A 19,668-nucleotide genomic window follows, 5' to 3' on the forward strand; every position below is an offset into this window, starting at 1 on the left:
CTTCTTTAACGCCATACAAACCGGCAATGGAAGACCGAGAAGCCGTAGAACAAGTAGAAATTGCTATTAAGTATCAAGGCTATATTGAGCATCAGCAAGAAGAAATTAAAAAACAAAAACGCCACGAAAATACAGCTATCCCAGCTAACTTTGATTACAGCAAAGTGTCTGGTTTATCGAATGAAGTACGTGCGAAGTTAGAACAACATCGTCCAGTTTCAATTGGTCAAGCGAGCCGAATTTCAGGCATTACTCCTGCGGCAATTTCAATTATTCTGGTGAATTTGAAAAAACAAGGTATGTTGAAACGCGGCGAATAATGTTTAAAAATGAAAAGTGCGGTTAAAACTAACCGCACTTTTTTATGATTAAATTTAAAGAACCTTATTAATGGGCGAGAGCTTGTTTCACTGCTACATCCAATCCTGCTGTTGGACGACCAAGCAATTTCTCAAGGGTTTTGTCTTCTGAGAATAATGCACCGTTTGATGCATCTACATCCCATTGTGCAATTAAGCCTGCAAATCCTTCATCTAATCCTGCTTGTACAAGTGCTGCGGCATAATCTGCTGCAGGAATATCCACGTAAGGGATATCTTTACCTGTTTGTTTGCTGATTTCTGCTGCAAGGTCGGCTAATGTCCAGCTGGTTGATCCGGCAAGTTCGTAAGTTTGGTTTTCATGACATTCACTTAATGCGACGTTTACTGCTGCTTCAGCAAGTTCTGCACGAAGTACAGACGAAATTTTGCCGTTTTTTGCTGAACCGTAGAAAGCATTGTTTGCTAATGCTGCCGGAATTGAAGCTGTGTAGTTTTCGGTGTACCAACCATTGCGTAAAATAGTGTAAGTAATACCCGAAGCTTTTAATGCGGCTTCAGTTTCAACGTGCTCACCGGCAAGGGATTTTACGGTATTATCGTTTGTCGCGCCGAGTAAACTGGTATAGATAATATGTTTCACACCCGCTTTTTTCGCTGATTCAATTACGTTGTTGTGTTGTAATGCACGCTGACCGACTTCACTACTTGAAACAAGAATTAAAGTATCTACGCCTTGTAATGCTTCTACTTGACCTTCTGTTTTTGAATAATCAAATTTGCGGGCTTCTACACCTGAAATTTTTTCTGGAGAGCGTACAAGCGCGATGACGTTTGCTTGTTTTGCTTTTAATAAGTTTAATGCGATTGCGCCAAATTGACCTGTTGCACCAGTAATTGCGATAGTTTTAGTTGTCATGGTGTTTTCCTTCTCGTTAAGTTGAAATGATATTTGAACATTTGATTGTTCGCTTGATGTGGCGTATTATATTTCAATACTTACTTTTGAGAAGTACTTACATAAACGTAAGTTTTGTAATTTTTTAAAAATAATTTTCAAATTGTTGATTTTTAAGGAATTAAAAATGGAAAAAAATTTAAATCGTGGGAACGTACTGGCTTCAGCTTGCCCTTCTCGCCAAATTTTGCAACATTTAACCAGTCGTTGGGGCGCATTAGTGTTAGTGAGTTTACATTCTGGCACCAAGCGTTTTAGTGAACTTCGCCGTGCTATTGATGGCGTAAGCGAGCGTATGTTGACTAAAACCCTGCAGGAATTGGAGGCTGATGGTATGTTAATCCGTAAATCCTATAATACCGTGCCACCGCAAGTGGATTACACATTAACAGAATTTGGAGCAGAGGCTTCTAATAAGATGTTTGAGCTGGTGGATTGGTTGGAAACGAATTTAGGGAAAATTTTACGAAGTAAGACTGTCACAAAATAGTATACAAAAGAAATTAGAAAGGCTAAGTCATATCTCACACAAAACTTAGCCCTTACAAAAATTATCTTTTATAACTGTGCAAATGCCTTATCCGCTGCTTGCAATGTTGCTTCAATATCTGCATCAGAATGTGCAAGCGACATAAAGCCTGCTTCGAAGGCGGATGGTGCGAGGTAGATGCCTTGTTCAAGCATTAAGTGGAAGAAGCGGTTAAATTTTGCTGCGTCACATTTCATCACTTCTTGAAAGCTAGTTACTTCAGTTTGCTCGGTAAAGAATAAACCAAACATTCCACCCACATATTGCACCACAAATGGTACATTGTGTTTGGCTGCCAATGCTTTTAAGCCTTCTGCCAAGGTTTTAGTTTTCTCGGCTAATTTTTCTTCATTGCCTGCTTTGGAAAGCTCAGTTAAGCAAGCCAAACCCGCCGCCATTGCGATTGGGTTGCCTGAAAGTGTACCTGCTTGGTAAACAGGGCCTGTTGGGGCAATTGCTTCCATAATTTCACGTTTACCGCCAAAAGCACCTACTGGCATCCCGCCACCGATGATTTTACCGAGCGTGGTTAAATCTGGTTTTACATCGTAGTAAGACTGTGCACCGCCAAGTGAAACGCGGAAGCCTGTCATCACTTCGTCGATAATAAATACCGTGCCATATTGGTCGCACAATTCACGCAAGCCCTGTAAGAAACCCGCTTTTGGCGGAACACAGTTCATATTGCCTGCGACAGGTTCAACGATCAAACAAGCGATTTCAGTTGGGTATTGCTCGAATGCTTGTTTTACCGAATCTAAATCGTTGTACGTGCAAGTAATGGTATGTTTTGCAAAATCCGCTGGCACGCCAGGGCCGCTTGGCTGACCAAGGGTTAATGCACCTGAGCCAGCCTTCACTAATAAGCTATCTGAATGCCCGTGATAACAACCTTCGAATTTGATGATTTTATCGCGACCTGTGTAGCCACGAGCCAAGCGAATTGCCGACATTGTTGCTTCTGTGCCTGAGCTTACCATTCGTACTAATTCAATTGAAGGTACTAATTTGCACACTAATTCGGCAAGCGTGATTTCGCTTTCGGTCGGTGCTCCAAAACTCAAGCCGTTCGGTACGGCTTTTAATACTGCATCAATAATTGCAGGGTGGTTGTGCCCTAATACCATCGGCCCCCAAGAGCCTACGTAATCGATATAACGTTTGCCGTCGCTATCGGTAATATACGCCCCTTCCGCTTTTTCAATAAAAACAGGCGTGCCGCCCACACCTTTGAACGCACGAACGGGCGAATTTACCCCACCTGGAATGACTTTCTGTGCTTTTTCAAAGAGTTGTTCTGATTTTGACATAATAAATTCCTCGTAATAAATTCGGGGCTATTTTACTGAAAAATAAGCAGAGCGGGAATAATTAATAAGCGGTTATTTTTCAGCGTAATTTTGCAAAAAATTTTCAAGATCTTCGCCTTTGTGCTATTCTTCGCATAATTTCATCATTCTATTTTAGGAAAAAATATGATGTGGCTAACCTTTATAGCCGTAGTGATCGTTTCTTTTGCGTCACTCATTTTTATGCGTCCTGTGGCTGAGAAAATTGGCTTGGTGGACAAACCCAATTTCCGTAAACGCCATCAAGGGTTGATTCCGCTTATCGGCGGTATTGCACTTTTTTTAGGCAATTTAACCTTTTACGCTTTCCAATATGACACTATGCCGTTGCCTGGGCTTTATCTGCTTTCGGTCACGATTTTATTGTTCATCGGTGTATTAGATGACCGCTTTGACATCAGCCCTGCATTGCGTGCAGGCATTCAAGCCGTGCTTGCGGGTGCAATGATTTACAGTGGCTTAGAGCTCGAAAGTTTAGGGCAAATTATCGCTCCATTTAGTATCAAGCTGGGTTTTTTCAGTTTGCTTTTTACCGTGTTTATCACCATTGGCGTAATCAATGCATTCAATATGGTGGATGGCATCGATGGCTTACTCGCGGGGCTTTCCAGCGTAAGTTTTGCAGGCATTGGAGTGTTGATGTGGATTAACGGTGAACACGCTATCGCCTTTTGGTGCTTGGCAATTATCCTCACGCTTATTCCCTATGCAATGTTCAATTTAAGCGTATTCGGGGCAAAATGGAAAGTCTTTATGGGAGATTCAGGCAGCACGCTGATTGGCTTTACCATCATCTGGATGTTGCTATTAAGCACCCAAGGACAAGGGCACGCCATCAGTCCAATCACAGGTTTATGGCTAATTGCCGTACCGTTAATTGATATGGTTGCTGTCATTTTCCGCCGCTTGAAAAAAGGGAAAAGTCCGTTCAGACCTGACCGCTTGCACTTGCACCACTTGTTGATGCGTGCAGGTTTAACCTCCCGCCAAGCTCTTGCTGTGATCACCTTTTGGGCTGCCGTTTGTGCGACCATTGGCGTACTGGGCGAAGTGAATTATTGGGATCAATCTTCAATGGTCATTGCCTTTATCGCCCTGTTCTTCCTTTACGCTTACAGTATCGTGCGTGCGTGGAAAATCACCCGCTTTGTACGTAGATTGAAGCGGAGAATGAGAAAAGGAGCAAATAAACATCTTTAGAAATTCGTAGTGTACAAAGGCAATTCTTGTACACTCGGATTTATTCAATTCCTCGTGTGTACCCTTATAATTCACACGCGAGGATTAAGTCACAATAATTACCTCTCCTTTATGCTATACTTGCAAAGATTTAGCAAAATTTAACCGCTAGTAAGGATTAGCATGACAACGGAAACCCCGAATTTAACCACATTCGAAGAGCTTGATCTCTCCCCTCAATTGCTCAAAGCCTTAAATGAAAAAGGCTACAAACGCCCCACTTCTGTGCAAGCACAAACTATTCCGCACGCCTTAGATGGGCAAGATTTATTAGGTTCAGCACCAACAGGCACAGGCAAAACTGCCGCCTTTTTACTGCCAGCCATTCAGCATTTATTAGATTACCCACGCCGCAAACCTGGTGCACCACGTATTTTGATATTAACACCAACCCGTGAATTAGCAATGCAAGTGGCAGAACAAGCAGAAGCATTGGCGAAATTTACAAAACTCAGTATTGCCACTATTACGGGCGGTGTGGCATACCAAAATCACGGTGAAATTTTCAACAGCAATCAAGACATTGTGGTGGCAACGCCTGGTCGTTTAATGCAATACATCAAAGAAGAAAATTTTGACTGTCGTGCGGTAGAAATTCTGATTTTTGATGAAGCCGATCGAATGTTGCAAATGGGATTCGGGCAAGATGCAGAAAAAATTGCGGCAGAAACCCGTTGGCGTAAACATACTTGGTTATTCTCAGCAACGCTTGAGGGTGAATTATTGACCGATTTTGCGGAGCGTTTATTAAACGATCCTGTACAAATCGAAGCCGAACCAAGCCGCCGCGAACGTAAGAAAATCCAGCAATGGTACTACCATTCCGATAATGTTGAGCACAAAACTAAACAGCTTGCTCGCTTGATTAGCGAATTATCAATGGACAAAGCGATTGTGTTTGTTCGCCGCCGTGAAGATGTGCGTGAGCTGAGCGAAACCTTGCGTAAACGTGGTATTCGCTCCACTTATTTAGAGGGCGAAATGGCACAAACCCAACGTAATCAGGCGATTTCTCGCTTAAAGGAGGGCATTGTGAATGTATTGGTTTCAACCGACGTTGCCGCTCGCGGTATTGATATTGATAATGTCGATTTTGTGATTAACTTTGACTTACCTTACAGTGCGGATACTTATCTACATCGCATCGGTCGTACCGCACGTGCAGGTAAAAAAGGTTCAGCTATATCCTTGGTGGAAGCCCACGATTATAAACTGCTTGGTAAAATCAAACGCTACACTGAAGAGCCATTAAAACCACGCGTGATTGAAGGTTTAGAACCGCGAACCAAAGCTCCGAAAGATGGCGAAGCCAACACCACCACGAAAAAAGAGAAAGCTCGCATCAAAAAACGCAAAGAGGCGAAAAAAGAAGCCGCAAAAACGAAGGTAAAAGTGCGTCATAAAGATACCAAAAATATTGGCAAACGCAGAAAGCCGAGTGGTGATAAAGCATTAGAAAACAACGCGTAAGCGGTAAAATTCTCCCTATAAATTGCAAATAAGGAAACAATATGAACTGGTTTATTCAAGCACTCAAAAAAACATTTACCTATCGCGGGCGAGCACGTCGGGCGGAATTTGGTTGGTTTAACTTGATTTCATTTTTAATCAGCTTAGCTCTTATTATTGTTCCTGCAGTAGTATTCGATTTAGGTGGAAATCTTTTAGCGGCAACCTACCAATCTGAAGCAATCAACATAATTACCAATGCAGGCACTTTGATTTTTGAACTTGCTTATTCTCTTTTTAGCTTGGTAACAACGCTCGCCCATTTTAGCCTTTCGGCTCGTCGCCTGCACGATTTAGGCTTCTCGGGCTGGTGGCAACTTGCGGTTTATTTAGGTTTGCCAATTATAGTATTTTTATCTTTTATCATTATGGATATCAATGAAGCAAATCCGAGCATCATTCCAGGTCTTGTGGTGCCTCTCGTATTATTGATGTACGCTATCTATCTCGGTGTTTTGTTATTTATGGATGGACAACGTTTTACCAACAAATATGGCAAAGATCCAAAAGCAGAGCCCCAAACAGAGCCCGTTGAACAAACATCCATTAGTGTATTAGTAGATAAACCATAATTTCAAGCGGTGAAATTTGTAAAAGATTTTGTAGATCTCACCGCTTGCTTTTTACCTTGAGAAATCTACCCAAATTGCCTACAATATCGCCTTTTATTTAACAGCCAATAGAAGCCAAAATTATGTCGCAAATTAAATTGATTGTTGGACTTGCCAACCCAGGTGCAAAATACGAAGGCACACGCCACAATGCAGGTGAATGGCTTGTGAATGAACTTACCAGAATGTATAACACTTCGCTCAAAGAAGAAGCGAAATACTTTGGCAAAGTAGCAAAAATCAATACTGCACAGGGCGAAGTTCGTTTGCTTGTACCCACTACTTTTATGAATTTAAGTGGAAAAGCCGTGGGTGCATTAGCGAATTTTTATCGCATTAAACCTGAAGAAATCTTGGTTGCTCACGATGAGTTAGATCTTCCCCCTGGGGTAACGAAAATCAAACAAGGCGGCGGACACGGCGGACATAACGGTTTGAAAGATATTATTGCAAGCCTTGGTAACAACAATAATTTCTACCGCGTGCGTATTGGCATTGGGCATCCAGGTCATAAAGATGTAGTTGCAAGTTATGTATTAGGTAAACCAGCTCCGCAAGACCAAGAGAAAATTGATGCCGCAGTCGATGAAGCCAGTCGCTGTGTAGAAGTGCTGTTTAAAGAAGGTATTGTGAAGGCGACTAATCGATTGAATGGGTTTAGGGCGTAACTAATTTATTATTTTATTCGTAATTTGCCCCCCTCTTTAGAAAAGAGGGGATGAGAGAGATTTGATAACCATATTGAATTTCTCACGAGGTTGAAATTACTTCTGCCAAATCTCCCCTACCCCTCTTTGTTAAAGAGGGGAAATCTAAGAGGGAAGTATACTTATAAGGAACAAAAAATGGGATTTAAATGTGGTATCGTGGGTTTACCAAACGTTGGTAAATCAACTCTTTTTAATGCATTAACCAAAGCAGGTATTGAAGCGGCGAACTATCCGTTCTGTACCATTGAACCAAACACAGGTGTGGTACCAATGCCTGATCCACGTTTAGATGCATTAGCAGAAATCGTCAAGCCTGAGCGCGTATTACCAACTACGATGGAGTTTGTAGATATTGCAGGTTTAGTGGCAGGTGCAAGCAAAGGCGAAGGCTTGGGTAACAAATTCTTAGCTAACATTCGCGAAACGGATGCGATTGGTCACGTTGTGCGTTGTTTTGAGAACGATGACATCGTGCACGTTGCAGGCAAAATTGACCCACTTGATGACATTGAAACTATCAACACTGAATTAGCATTAGCGGATTTAGATAGCTGCGAGCGTGCGATCCAACGTTTACAAAAACGTGCAAAAGGTGGTGATAAAGAAGCGAAATTCGAGCTTTCTGTAATGGAAAAAATCTTACCTGTGCTTGAAAATGCAGGAATGATCCGCTCAGTCAATTTAGACAAAGACGAATTGTTGGCAATCAAAGGCTACAATTTCTTAACCTTAAAACCAACGATGTACATCGCCAACGTAAACGAAGATGGTTTTGAAAATAATCCATACTTAGACAAAGTGCGTGAATTTGCGGCAAAAGAAGGTTCGGTGGTTGTGCCTGTGTGTGCAGCGATTGAAGCGGAAATTGCAGAATTAGACGACGATGAAAAAACCGAATTCCTGCAAGACTTAGGCATTGAAGAACCTGGTTTGAACCGTGTAATCCGTGCAGGCTATGCGTTGTTAAATCTGCAAACTTACTTCACCGCAGGCGTGAAAGAAGTACGTGCATGGACGGTTTCTGTTGGAGCAACAGCACCCAAAGCGGCTGCCGTTATCCACACCGATTTCGAAAAAGGCTTCATTCGTGCAGAAGTGATTGCTTATGATGATTTCATTCAATTCAAAGGCGAAAACGGTGCGAAAGAAGCGGGTAAATGGCGTTTAGAAGGGAAAGATTACATCGTGCAAGATGGCGATGTGATGCACTTCCGCTTTAACGTGTAATAACAAAAAATCTACGAAAAACAGCCGCTTGTATTACTTATTTTATAATCATACAGCGGCTGTTTTACATCATATTGGCGTAAGGGAGGAATTTACCCCCAATAAATTTTATAAAATGTGGGCGGGAATAAACTCCCCCCTACGTTCATTAAACGATGTTAGAATACTAAACACAAACTATGAAACTAAATTATCTATTAGGCAAACCTCAACAAGCGGGCAGATTAAAAGCCGAATTTGCAGATTTTATTGTGCGAGAAGAGCTAGGCTATCCACTTGCAGACGAAGGCGAATTTGTCGCAGTAAAAGTGCGTAAAACTAATGCCAATACCCTTTTTGTAGGCGAGCAGTTGGCAAAATTCGTAGGCATTTCCGCGAAAAATATGAGTTATGCGGGCTTGAAAGATCGCCACGCAGTGACCGAGCAATGGTTCTGTTTACACTTAGCGGGTAAAGAAACGCCCGATTTTTCTGCCTTTGAATGTGAAGGCGTAGAGATTTTAGAAGTGACTCGTCATAACCGTAAAATCCGCACAGGTGCATTGGAAGGCAACTATTTCGAGCTTTTACTACGCGATGTAGAAGAAACCGATGAACTCAAACAACGCTTGAATCAATTGCAAGCAGTCGGTTTTCCTAATTATTTTACCGAACAACGTTTTGGGCGTGATGGGCATAATTTAACCCAAGCAAAACGCTGGGCAAGCGGTGAAATTTCAGTAAAAGATCGTAAAAAACGCAGTTTTTACCTTTCCGCGGCTCGTTCAGAGGTGTTTAATTTAGTGGTTTCACAGCGCATTGCCGATCATCAAATGCAAACGGTGTTATTAGGCGATTATCTGCAACTAGCTGGCTCAAACAGCTTTTTTGAAGTAAAAGCAGAAGATTTAGTGCAATCACAACAACGTTTAGATGAAAATGATGTCTTACTTACCGCACCATTGATTGGCGAAAATTCGCTCGAACAGAAGGGTAATGAGAGTGAAAAAGCGATCGTAGCACAGCATGAAAACTTAATCAGTTTGATGAAAAAAGAGCGAATAAATGCCGCTCGTCGTGCGATATTGTGTAAACCGCAAGATCTCCATTGGCAGTTTGAACCTGAAGGATTACGCCTAACATTCTTTTTAAATTCAGGCAGTTACGCAACGGGATTGGTGCGTGAATTAATCATATTAAACGAAGAAGAATAAGGAAATGATGAATATTTTAATGAGCAACGATGATGGTTTTCACGCAGAAGGCATTCAAACTCTCGCACGAATGTTGCGTGAAGCGGGTCATCGTGTCACCATTATTGCCCCAGATCGCAACCGTTCAGCAGCCTCTAACTGTTTAACACTGACAGAGCCGTTGCGTGTGCAAAAATTTGACGAATTTAACTATGCAGTGACTTCAGGTACGCCCGCGGATTGTGTGCATTTAGCCTTAAATGGATTGTTACCCAACGATTTTGACTTGGTCATTTCGGGCATAAATCACGGGGCAAATTTAGGAGATGATATTATCTATTCAGGCACTGTGGCAGCTGCGTTAGAGGGGCGTCATCTGCCTCTGCCTTGCTTGGCGGTTTCACTTGTGGGTAAAAAAGGCAATGATAAACATTATGGGCATCTGTTTGGTTCGAACCACTTTGAAACCGCTGCTCGAGTGGTGTTAGCACTTTTACCCAAACTCAAACCAGAAATAATTACGCACCGTGAAATTTTAAATATCAACGTGCCCGATCTACCGTATGAAGCACTAAAAGGCACGATGATTACCCGCCAAGGCAAGCGTTCACAAGCAGCAGAAATTGTGAAAACCGAAGATCCACGAGGTGGCACAATTTACTGGCTTGGCGCGAACGGCACAGCTATTGATGAGAGCGAAGGCACAGATTTTTATGCGATCAACCAAGATTGTGTATCAATTACTCCGCTACAAGTGGATATGACAGCACACCATTCACTCACTGATTTACAACAAATTCTCTAAAGAGAAGATAAAGTTTATGCAATTATTTGGTACAATCTACGACAAAACGATGGTCTGGTCGAAGCACACGTACGCAGCGTATTGGCTCAGTTTTGTGAGCTTTATTGAAGCGATTTTCTTCCCGATTCCGCCCGATGTGATGTTGATTCCAATGTCGATGGCAAAACCGCACAATGCGTTTAAATATGCACTTTATACAACCATTTCCTCAATACTCGGGGGCGTAATTGGTTATTTTATCGGACTTTATGCATTCGAATGGGTGCAATCGTTAATCGCAAACTGGGGAATGCAAGCCAGCTTTGACCAAGCAAAAGCGTGGTTTGAAGTTTGGGGTGTGGCAGTGGTTTTCCTTGCAGGTTTCTCGCCCATTCCATATAAAGTCTTTACCATTTGTGCAGGTGTAATGCAAATGGCATTCTTCCCATTTGTGATTACTGCGGCTATTTCGCGTTTTGCCCGTTTTATTTTGGTGGCAAAACTCTCTGCATGGGGTGGCGAAAAATATGCAGATAAAATCCGCCGTTCGATCGAATTAATTGGCTGGGGTACAATTGCCTTAGCTGTAGTAGCTTATACAATTTATCAATTTACTAAATAAACTGAAATATAAAGGGCGGGGATAAAGCCTGCCCCTACGAGCAGATTCAATTCCTACATCAGAAAATTTTTTAAATAAAAGAACAGGATACCGATATGAAAAAATCATTTCTTCTATTACCACTTGTGGTGACTTTTGCATTAACAGCTTGTACTTCAAACAACTCTGCGGAAGTTACCGAAAGCTCATCAGACACCCTGCCAAACGGTGGTACTTGGCAACCAGCAGATATTCAACCTACTTCAATGCCAAGCGGAATGAACCAACCGATTTCACAACCGAGCTACACACCTGCACCTATAACGGCAAAACCTACAGTAACCGCACCAAGCTCCAACCACACTAGCTATAACAACAACGCAAACTACGGTTCTTCAGACAGTATCGGCAACTGCCAAGTAATTCGCAATGAAGCGGGCACACCGATTTATGCTCAAATGACCAAAGGTTGTTACACAGATAGCACTATTACCGTTGGTCCACAAGATACGCTCTATTTTGTTTCTTTCCTTGCAGGCAAAACCCCAGCTGAGATTGCCGCATTAAACAACATTAGCACGACGACAAAACTAAAAGTGGGTCAAACACTACGAGTGCGTTAATAGGATTTCATGATGAAAAAAGTAATGTTATTTGCACTTTCTTGTGCATTTTTAACCGCTTGTAGTGCGGAAAAAGTGACTGACCCGAATGAATTATCGCCAGGCTTAATGCAACCTGTGGAGGGTTCGGGGGCAACGAACGGCAGCTTTAGTTGGGGTGATTTTCAAACAGCTCCTATGCCTGATTCAATGAAAGCAACAACAAAATAAACATAAATAAAAACGAAGAAAAAGGATTGATCATGAAAAAACATTTTCTGATTTTGCCGCTTACTGCAAGCATTCTAGCCGCTTGTTCAGCTAACTCGCCTGCACCTGTAGTAAATGCTTCAGGTAGTAGCGAACTCTCACCAGGGATAATGCAACCTGTGGAGGGCACAGGAGCAAGCAATAATATGGGATGGCAAACGGCAGATATTCAACCTGTGAATATGCCAAGCACAATGAGCACCCCAACGGTTTCGACACCAAGCTATCAAGCGGTGCAAAATCCTGTTATTACAGCACAGCCTGAGCAGCCAAAAACAACCACAAAAGTAGTAAAAAAAACTAAAACGGTTGAGAAAAAAGTCGATCAAAACTTTGAGATCCCTCGCGATGCAAACAATGCCCCCATTTACAGCCAGATTCAAAAAGGCTTTTATGACGGCTCAACTTATACCGTTCGCAAAGGCGATACCATGTTCTTAATTGCTTACGTAATCGGTAAAGATGTGAAAGAGATCGCCGCTCTTAACAATATGAGCGAGCCATATCAATTGACGGTTGGGCAAAAGCTCAAAACAGGTAAATCAGGTACAGAAACTATTACTGTTGAAGAAACCGTGACCGTGCCAGTTCAACCAAAAGTGACCTACCAACAAGGGGAGAATGGCACAGTTTATTCCTCTGAAGGTGAAATTACAGGACCTGTAAAAGCGGGTGTAGGCTCTGCAAATACAGCTGTAAAACCGACTATTCAAGCTTCTGCAGGAAATGTTACTAGCTCTGCTCCTACTGTTGTAGCAACAACAGCAACAGTTGAACAACAAGCTCAGCCGCAAGTTAAAGCAACTAACGCAAGCACACAAAGCACGATGGCAGCAGCACCAGCATCATCAATCAGATGGGTTTCACCAACTGCAGGGCGTATTGTTCAAGGCTTCTCAAACTCTGAAGGTGGTAATAAAGGGATCGATATTGCAGGGCAAAAAGGGCAGGATGTTCGCTCAGCAGCGGATGGTAAAGTCGTTTATGCAGGTAACGCATTGGAAGGTTACGGCAACTTAATCATCATTAAACATAGTGATGACTTTTTAAGTGCTTATGCTCACAACGACCGTATTTTGGTAGATGAGCAAGATAATGTAAAAGCGGGTCAGAAAATCGCAACAATGGGTAGTACGGGCACAAGCTCAAACAGACTCCACTTTGAAATTCGTTACAAAGGAAAATCTATCGACCCAATGCGTTATTTGCCAAGGCAGTAACAAAAAATCTTATAAAGATGACCGCTTATCCAAGCGGTCAATTTTTTAAAGGTAATAAATTAATAATGCATCTATGTGAAAAATCTCACCGCTTGTCGATAACTAGTTGCCTAAACGCTCACGGTTATATGAGCTATCTAATACACGACTCCACCATTTTTTATTGTTTAAATACCATTCCACCGTTTTGCGAATACCTGACTCAAAGGTTTCTTGTGGTTTCCAGCCTAATTCACGACCAATTTTAGCGGCATCAATCGCATAACGCACATCGTGACCTGGGCGATCCTTCACATAGGTGATTAAATCTTCATATTTTGCCACGCCTGCAGGTTTGTTTGGCACTAATTCTTCTAATAAAGCACAGATGGTACGAACTACATCAATGTTGGCTTTTTCATTGTGTCCACCGATGTTATAGGTTTCACCTACTTCACCTTCTGTGATCACTTTATATAACGCACGTGCGTGATCTTCAACGAATAGCCAATCGCGAATTTGTTGACCGTTACCATATACAGGAAGCGGTTTACCATCTAACGCATTTAAGATCATTAGTGGGATCAATTTTTCTGGGAAGTGGAATGGACCATAGTTGTTTGAACAGTTGGTCACAATCGTTGGCAAGCCATAAGTACGCAACCACGCACGAACTAAATGATCGCTTGAGGCTTTTGAAGCAGAATAAGGGCTGCTTGGTGCGTAAGGTTTTTTTTCAGTAAAAAGATCATCTGTCCCTTCTAAATCGCCATACACTTCATCGGTTGAAATGTGGTGGAAACGGAATGCTGCTTTTTTCTCATCACTTAAGCCATTCCAATAGACACGAGCTGTTTCTAATAAGGTATAAGTACCGACTATATTAGTCTCAATAAACGCTGCAGATCCATCAATAGAACGGTCAACGTGGCTTTCCGCTGCTAAGTGCATGACTGCATCAGGCTGGTATTGTTCAAAGACACGAGCAAGTGCTTTTGCATCACAAATATCCACTTGTTCAAAGACATAGCGTGGGTTATTTTCCACGGATTCGAGAGATTCTAAATTCCCTGCATAGGTTAATTTATCTACGTTAACTACGCTGTCTTGAGTGTTTTCAATAATATGGCGAACTACCGCAGAACCAATAAAGCCTGCACCTCCTGTGATTACGATTTTTTGCATATTAATAGAGGATCAGTTTGAAACAGAGGTAAGAGCAAATGATATTGATAGAATAAAAACAATCAACTAAAACATTATAATGAAAAGAAAAAATGGTATTTAATTTAATCATGAGAGGGGATTATCCCCTCCATAGATTTAGATTCTAGACTTAACTAAGTACCATATTTTAAGGAAATATCCTTCTCAGATATGGTATTTTCTTAATTAAGAACACAATAGAAAAACATGCAAAATATGTAAGAAAAGCACCAAAGAATCTCCAATAAACATTATCTGCCTCTATACCTAAAATAGGTAATTCTACCTTATACATCATAAACACATGTATTAGATATATACCAAAGCTACAAGAAGAAAGTGCTTTTACTATACATATAATTTTTCCATTTTCTACATAAACAGAAATTTCTTTAATAAGAATAAAAATAGAAACTGCTAAGAACACAGAATGAAATTGCGTATAACCAAATAATATTCTATCTAAATTATTATTTATATTCGAATAATAAACTGTACCACAATATCTTATAATGGCACCTAAGATGCCTAATATATAAAAAGTAATTCTAACTCGTTTAGATAAATGTATTTCAGATAGCAAGAAGCCAATTAAGAGAAACATGATATATCCATTCATAGGAAAGGATATATCCCAATTATATTGAATCCCTATAATTTGAAATAACACAGGAAGACAAGAGTGCGTGATAAAAATAGCAATGATTATATAGAGTAAAATACTCTTATTATCTTTCAAGTACGAAAGAACAGGAATTAACGTATATAAAGCAAAGAGAGGTATAAAGAACCAATATGCCCAACCTTCTGGAATCCTTGTTGTAAAAATAGCACTAATCCATTCTTTCACACTACTTATATCAAATTGTCCTAAAAGATAAAAATAAGTAGACAATAATAAGCTAAAAAACACGAAAGGAAAGAATGTTTTAGCAACTCTCTTTCTGAAGAATTCACCTGTACTATATTTTTCTCTATATCTTATTAGTGTTGCCCCCGTAAGCATAAAGAAAACAGGAACTGCCCAATAAAAAAAGACCTCAAACGCTAAAGCTTGTTTCCATGCAGATGTATGAATATCATAATTATGCACAATGCCATTATGATGTAACATTAACACAGCAAAACAAGCTAGTATATTAAGCATGTCTAGATATAATATTCTTGTTTGTTTGTCGTTCATATTAACCTAATAACTTAAAAAAGTTTAATTATTTTCTTACCTACTTCAATGAATGGCTTCTCTATAAATGTATAGCTAATATGAGAAACCACTAAACAAATTATTAAATAAAATAGCAATTTACTAATTCCAGCTTACTCCATATCTCCGGTGTAATTCGCTTAAATATAAATAATAAATCGCCTAAATCATTCTGAGCATAAATATTATTTATCATCCATTTCATATGAAAAAGTACAACGAATAAAGATGCAATACCTCTTAAATATTGAATAGAATTTAGCATGCTCCATCTCTCTTAATAACCGTTTGGAAAGTCTTAATCAAAATAATAATATCATTCCATAAAGACCAATTCTTCATATACCAAACATCCATTTCTACACGTTCATTAAAGTCTACGCCACTACGTCCACTTACTTGCCATAATCCAGTAATACCTGGTTTTACAGCTAATACAAGCGGTGCTTTTCTACCAATATCTTGCTTTTCAATTACCATATAAGGACGAGGACCAATTAAGCTCATCTCACCTCTAAGCACATTTAATAATTGAGGTAATTCATCAAGAGAAGTTTTTCTTAAAAAAGCGCCAACCTTGGTAATGCGAGGATCATTCATATATTTATGGTAAATATCATAATAGGCTTTTTCATCTGGGTGTTTTTCTAACCATTCCATCATAAAAGATTGATCTGAATACATTGATCTAAACTTATAGCAAAAGAATTCTTTTCCATTAATACCTAAACGACGTTGTTTAAAGAAAACATCACCTTTAGGATCTTCCTTCCTTAACCAGATAGCAATAATAAGAAGAACAGGAGTCCACAAAAATGAAGAACCTATAACTAAAACATAGTCAATTGCCGACTTAATAAATTTATTTGTTTTACTTAGAAGATTATTCTCTAGAGTAAAGACATTTGTTCTTGAGCTAAAAACATTATAAATATATGATTGAGAAAAATCATAGCCACTTAGCACAGGAGTAAAAATAATTTCTCTACTATTCTTAATATTTTCCTCAATGATTTTATTTAATTTATCTTTACTTAGATTCACACTATCAATAAAAAGGGTATTATGATTAGAATCTGATGATTTAACATAACCCAAATAGTAGTCTTCAAATAATGTAGATTTAAAATTTTCGTTATCTGTAATGACTTTAGCTGTTTTTTTCCAGATCCCAATCTTATATAATAGTTTTTTAGTAATCAATTTGGTACTTGGAATAGTAATGGTTGTTAATAAGAAAATAAGAATTAATGTACTACGGGAGTAATATTCTGCATTTTGATCTAATACTAATCCCGCAAGTAAAATAGCGAATGATAAGAAACTAGACCGAATAACGAGTTTAGTTTCATGCCAAAAATCAAATCGCTTAGTGTAAATACCAAAATAGCCTAAAATAAAAATGAGGGTTATATAGGCACTTCCAAACGAGAGATAAGAATAATCAATAACAGGTACATCAAAAAAGATATTGAATATCTTACGTAATGAAACTGCTAAGGCTATTGCAATAAATATAGCTAAAATATCAAATAATATTAAAGCTATTATTGATAAGAATCTGTTCAAAGTAAAACCCTCATAATTAGTTTATTTTAAATGCTGCTCCACGCATTCTAATGCTTCAGCAATAATATTATGCATATCAAAATATTTATACTGAGCTAATCGACCGCCAAAAATCACATTTGGTGTGTTATCGGCTAATGCTTTATATTGTGCATATAATTCATTATTACGTTGATCATTGATAGGATAATAAGGCTCATCACCTTCTTGATACTCTTTTGAATGTTCACGAGTAATTACTGTTTTAGGCTGAGAACCATATTCAAAATGTTTATGTTCAATAATACGAGTATAAGGTACTTCTGCTTCAGTATAGTTAACTACTGCATTACCTTGATAATTTGGCATATCTAACACTTCATTATCAAAACGTAAACTGCGATATTCTAATTTACCAAATTGATAACCAAAATATTCATCAATCATACCAGTAAAGACGATTTTATCTGCAAGACCTTCATAATATTCACGTTCTGCAAAGAAATCGACATTAAGCTTAACTTCAATCCCCTCAAGCATTCTTTCAAAAATACCCGTATAACCACTGATTGGAATGCCTTGATAGGTATCATAGAAATAGTTATTGTCATAAGTATAACGAACGGGTAGACGTTTAATAATAAAAGCAGGAAGTTCGGTACATTTACGACCCCATTGTTTTTCTGTATAGCCTTTAATTAACTTTTCATAAATATCACGCCCAACTAAAGAAATTGCTTGTTCTTCAAGGTTTTGAGGTTCTGTAATATTTTCTTTTGCAATCTGTTCTTTAATTTTCGCTTCAGCTTCTTGTGGTGTAATCACACCCCACATTTTATTGAAGGTTAGCATATTAAATGGCAAGCTATATAATTCATCTTTATAGCGAGCGACAGGAGAATTAGTAAAACGGTTAAATTCAGCAAATTGTTGGATATAGTTCCATACCGTTTTATTACTTGTATGGAAAATATGTGCACCGTATTTATGAACGTTAATCCCTTCCACATTTTGGGTATAACAGTTTCCACCAATATGATCACGTTTTTCAATGACTAAACATTTTTTTCCACGCTTAGTCGCTTCATGAGCAAAAATTGAGCCGAATAATCCAGCACCAACAATCAGATAGTCATATGACATTTTTGTTCTCCAATGTAGTTATCTTCTATAAACAATAAATTTTATGTATATCGTATGATAGACATACATAATAAATTTTTCTTTTAATAGAAGTAGAATAATGAAATAAGCTAGAAAAAAAACCGAGCTTGAGCATAAAAAGATAATTAAAGTAGAAGTATTTCCAACAACATCTTTCACAAATAAAGCACTGGCTATTGCAACTAGTAAAGCGATAATAATCTTATACAACTGTAACCCAGCAAACAGGATTTTAATATATTGACGTAAAATAATCACCTGTACAAAGAGTACGGATAGTTCTGCAGCAATAACAGATAACGCCGTTCCTACAGCTGCTAATTTAGGTACTAAAATAACATTTGCGATAACATCTACCGTAGCTGCACATAAAACAGAGAAAAGCAATTGTTTATCCTTTTTAAGCGGTAAAAGTATCTGAATACCTAAAATATTTGTAATCGCACTCAGTATTAACGCCCAAACAACAATTTGTAACGGAATAATAGACGCCACATAATTCTCGCCAGCAAGAATTAAAATAGTTTCTTTAGCAAATAAAGTAAAAAAGATAACAACAGATGCAGAAATAACAACAATAAAATTTGTAGATTTTGCCAAAGCCTCATGGAATTCTGTTTCCATATTATTCTCAACGTAATAGGATAATCTAGGCAACAATACAACACCTAATGAAGTTATTAAAGTAAACAAAATCCCTTTTACTCTTACCGCTGCATTATAATACCCCACCTGTTCTGGTGAACTAAGCAAACCTAGTAACCCTTCATCTAAACTTGTATAGATTGCAATAGCCAATGAAGTTAAAAATAATACAAACATTGGCTTTAAGTGCTTCTTAAATTCATACTCTGAATACAGTTTATAATTTATTAGTTTTCTAGAGTTAATTAAATTAAGAATACCTGAACCGACAATAGCAAAAATAGAGATAAAAGCAAAAATAATATAATCACTTTTCTCTTTAACAAAGAGAAAGACTAAAAATAATGATGCAATTTTAAAAACAATTGTTCTTACTGTAATGTATTGATACTTTTCTAATCCTTTATAAAGCCATTCTACTCCAACAATCGCAAAAAGAATAAACAATGAAGTTACCCAAAATAACTCTTTTTCCATAGCAAATTTAGGAACCACTAATATTGCAATAGCTAATGCGACATAAACAATAGTCATTGAGATAATATTAATAAATAATAATTCATGCATTGTTTTAGATAAACGTTCTTTATCATCTCTTACTTGTGCAATAGCCCTTATTCCGTAAGTCGCTACACCAAAAGAAGCAAAAATAGTAAAGTAACTCACAATAGAGAGAGCAAAAGCTACTTTTCCTGTTCCTTCGGGTAATAAAACTCTTGATATATAAGGAAAGGTAATTAAAGGAAAAAGAAAATTAGATACTGTGAGTATAAAATTCATTATAAAATTAAATTTTATACTTTTAATATTCTTACTCATAA

Annotated in this window: 19 protein-coding genes and 1 pseudogene; 13 read left to right on the forward strand and 7 right to left on the reverse strand. The window is 38.7% G+C overall.

Translation table 11 applies throughout. The features are described 5' to 3' along the window. A pseudogene (gidA, locus tag QMF79_RS08525) lies at nucleotides 1-320 on the forward strand (tRNA uridine-5-carboxymethylaminomethyl(34) synthesis enzyme MnmG); the annotation flags it as partial. A 67-nt stretch (nucleotides 321-387) separates the two neighbouring features. Here gidA and QMF79_RS08530 read toward each other — a convergent pair. Then, on the reverse strand, nucleotides 388-1,239 hold the full coding sequence (locus QMF79_RS08530; RefSeq protein ID WP_281773508.1) for an SDR family oxidoreductase: 852 nt from the start codon (nucleotides 1,237-1,239) through the stop codon (nucleotides 388-390). Nucleotides 1,240-1,405: 166 nt separating this feature from the next. Between QMF79_RS08530 and QMF79_RS08535 the strand changes: the two genes are divergently transcribed. Next, complete coding sequence (locus QMF79_RS08535) at nucleotides 1,406-1,768, forward strand: winged helix-turn-helix transcriptional regulator (protein ID WP_005706119.1); 363 nt, start codon at nucleotides 1,406-1,408, stop codon at nucleotides 1,766-1,768. 68 nt (nucleotides 1,769-1,836) lie between these two features. On the opposite strand, the gene hemL is transcribed toward QMF79_RS08535, so the two are convergent. Next, nucleotides 1,837-3,117 carry a glutamate-1-semialdehyde 2,1-aminomutase gene (gene hemL / locus QMF79_RS08540; RefSeq protein WP_281773509.1) on the reverse strand — a complete coding sequence of 427 codons (1,281 nt, stop codon included), beginning with the start codon at nucleotides 3,115-3,117 and terminating at the stop codon, nucleotides 1,837-1,839. 168 nt (nucleotides 3,118-3,285) lie between these two features. Between hemL and wecA the strand changes: the two genes are divergently transcribed. The 11 genes from wecA (at nucleotide 3,286) to nlpD (ending at nucleotide 13,101) form a co-directional block, all read left to right on the forward strand. Further along, nucleotides 3,286-4,356, forward strand: coding sequence for a UDP-N-acetylglucosamine--undecaprenyl-phosphate N-acetylglucosaminephosphotransferase (wecA, locus tag QMF79_RS08545; RefSeq protein ID WP_281773527.1), 1,071 nt, complete (start codon nucleotides 3,286-3,288; stop codon nucleotides 4,354-4,356). A gap of 162 nt (nucleotides 4,357-4,518) precedes the next feature. Continuing rightward, nucleotides 4,519-5,865 carry an ATP-dependent RNA helicase SrmB gene (gene srmB, locus QMF79_RS08550; RefSeq protein ID WP_281773510.1) on the forward strand — a complete coding sequence of 449 codons (1,347 nt, stop codon included), beginning with the start codon at nucleotides 4,519-4,521 and terminating at the stop codon, nucleotides 5,863-5,865. A 41-nt stretch (nucleotides 5,866-5,906) separates the two neighbouring features. Further along, complete coding sequence (locus QMF79_RS08555; RefSeq protein ID WP_281773511.1) at nucleotides 5,907-6,476, forward strand: DUF805 domain-containing protein; 570 nt, start codon at nucleotides 5,907-5,909, stop codon at nucleotides 6,474-6,476. A 122-nt stretch (nucleotides 6,477-6,598) separates the two neighbouring features. After that, the gene (gene pth / locus QMF79_RS08560) at nucleotides 6,599-7,183 is read left to right on the forward strand and encodes an aminoacyl-tRNA hydrolase (RefSeq protein ID WP_281773512.1); all 585 of its coding nucleotides are present in this window, start codon (nucleotides 6,599-6,601) and stop codon (nucleotides 7,181-7,183) included. Nucleotides 7,184-7,360: 177 nt separating this feature from the next. After that, the gene (gene ychF / locus QMF79_RS08565) at nucleotides 7,361-8,452 is read left to right on the forward strand and encodes a redox-regulated ATPase YchF (protein ID WP_005706109.1); all 1,092 of its coding nucleotides are present in this window, start codon (nucleotides 7,361-7,363) and stop codon (nucleotides 8,450-8,452) included. Nucleotides 8,453-8,631: 179 nt separating this feature from the next. Beyond that, complete coding sequence (gene truD / locus QMF79_RS08570; protein WP_281773513.1) at nucleotides 8,632-9,645, forward strand: tRNA pseudouridine(13) synthase TruD; 1,014 nt, start codon at nucleotides 8,632-8,634, stop codon at nucleotides 9,643-9,645. A 7-nt stretch (nucleotides 9,646-9,652) separates the two neighbouring features. Further along, on the forward strand, nucleotides 9,653-10,429 hold the full coding sequence (gene surE / locus QMF79_RS08575) for a 5'/3'-nucleotidase SurE (RefSeq protein ID WP_281773528.1): 777 nt from the start codon (nucleotides 9,653-9,655) through the stop codon (nucleotides 10,427-10,429). Nucleotides 10,430-10,445: 16 nt separating this feature from the next. Further along, nucleotides 10,446-11,030 (forward strand): YqaA family protein, encoded by a 585-nt coding sequence (locus QMF79_RS08580; RefSeq protein WP_281773514.1) that lies wholly within the window; start codon nucleotides 10,446-10,448, stop codon nucleotides 11,028-11,030. Between the two features lie 95 nt (nucleotides 11,031-11,125). Continuing rightward, nucleotides 11,126-11,632, forward strand: coding sequence for a LysM peptidoglycan-binding domain-containing protein (locus QMF79_RS08585; RefSeq protein ID WP_281773515.1), 507 nt, complete (start codon nucleotides 11,126-11,128; stop codon nucleotides 11,630-11,632). Between the two features lie 12 nt (nucleotides 11,633-11,644). After that, nucleotides 11,645-11,842: a hypothetical protein gene (locus QMF79_RS08590; protein WP_373460904.1), complete on the forward strand. Its 198-nt coding sequence runs from the start codon at nucleotides 11,645-11,647 to the stop codon at nucleotides 11,840-11,842. A 32-nt stretch (nucleotides 11,843-11,874) separates the two neighbouring features. Further along, a complete protein-coding gene (nlpD, locus tag QMF79_RS08595) occupies nucleotides 11,875-13,101 on the forward strand; it encodes a murein hydrolase activator NlpD (protein ID WP_111428086.1) in 1,227 nt (408 codons plus the stop codon). 102 nt (nucleotides 13,102-13,203) lie between these two features. On the opposite strand, the gene rfbB is transcribed toward nlpD, so the two are convergent. The 5 genes from rfbB to QMF79_RS08620 form a co-directional block, all read right to left on the reverse strand. Beyond that, nucleotides 13,204-14,265, reverse strand: a complete 1,062-nt coding sequence (gene rfbB / locus QMF79_RS08600) for a dTDP-glucose 4,6-dehydratase (protein WP_111428085.1) — start codon at nucleotides 14,263-14,265, stop codon at nucleotides 13,204-13,206. Between the two features lie 169 nt (nucleotides 14,266-14,434). Continuing rightward, a complete protein-coding gene (locus QMF79_RS08605; RefSeq protein ID WP_111428084.1) occupies nucleotides 14,435-15,469 on the reverse strand; it encodes an acyltransferase in 1,035 nt (344 codons plus the stop codon). A gap of 279 nt (nucleotides 15,470-15,748) precedes the next feature. Then, nucleotides 15,749-17,059 (reverse strand): sugar transferase, encoded by a 1,311-nt coding sequence (locus QMF79_RS08610; RefSeq protein WP_281773516.1) that lies wholly within the window; start codon nucleotides 17,057-17,059, stop codon nucleotides 15,749-15,751. A gap of 21 nt (nucleotides 17,060-17,080) precedes the next feature. Beyond that, nucleotides 17,081-18,181, reverse strand: a complete 1,101-nt coding sequence (gene glf, locus QMF79_RS08615; protein WP_281773517.1) for a UDP-galactopyranose mutase — start codon at nucleotides 18,179-18,181, stop codon at nucleotides 17,081-17,083. Nucleotides 18,182-18,199: 18 nt separating this feature from the next. Further along, complete coding sequence (locus tag QMF79_RS08620) at nucleotides 18,200-19,666, reverse strand: flippase (RefSeq protein WP_281773518.1); 1,467 nt, start codon at nucleotides 19,664-19,666, stop codon at nucleotides 18,200-18,202. Between the last annotated feature and the right edge of the window lie 2 nt (nucleotides 19,667-19,668).

The sequence above is a fragment of the Pseudohaemophilus parahaemolyticus genome (assembly GCF_938021905.1).
In the GTDB taxonomy this organism is placed as follows: Bacteria; Pseudomonadota; Gammaproteobacteria; order Enterobacterales; family Pasteurellaceae; genus Haemophilus_A; species Haemophilus_A parahaemolyticus_B.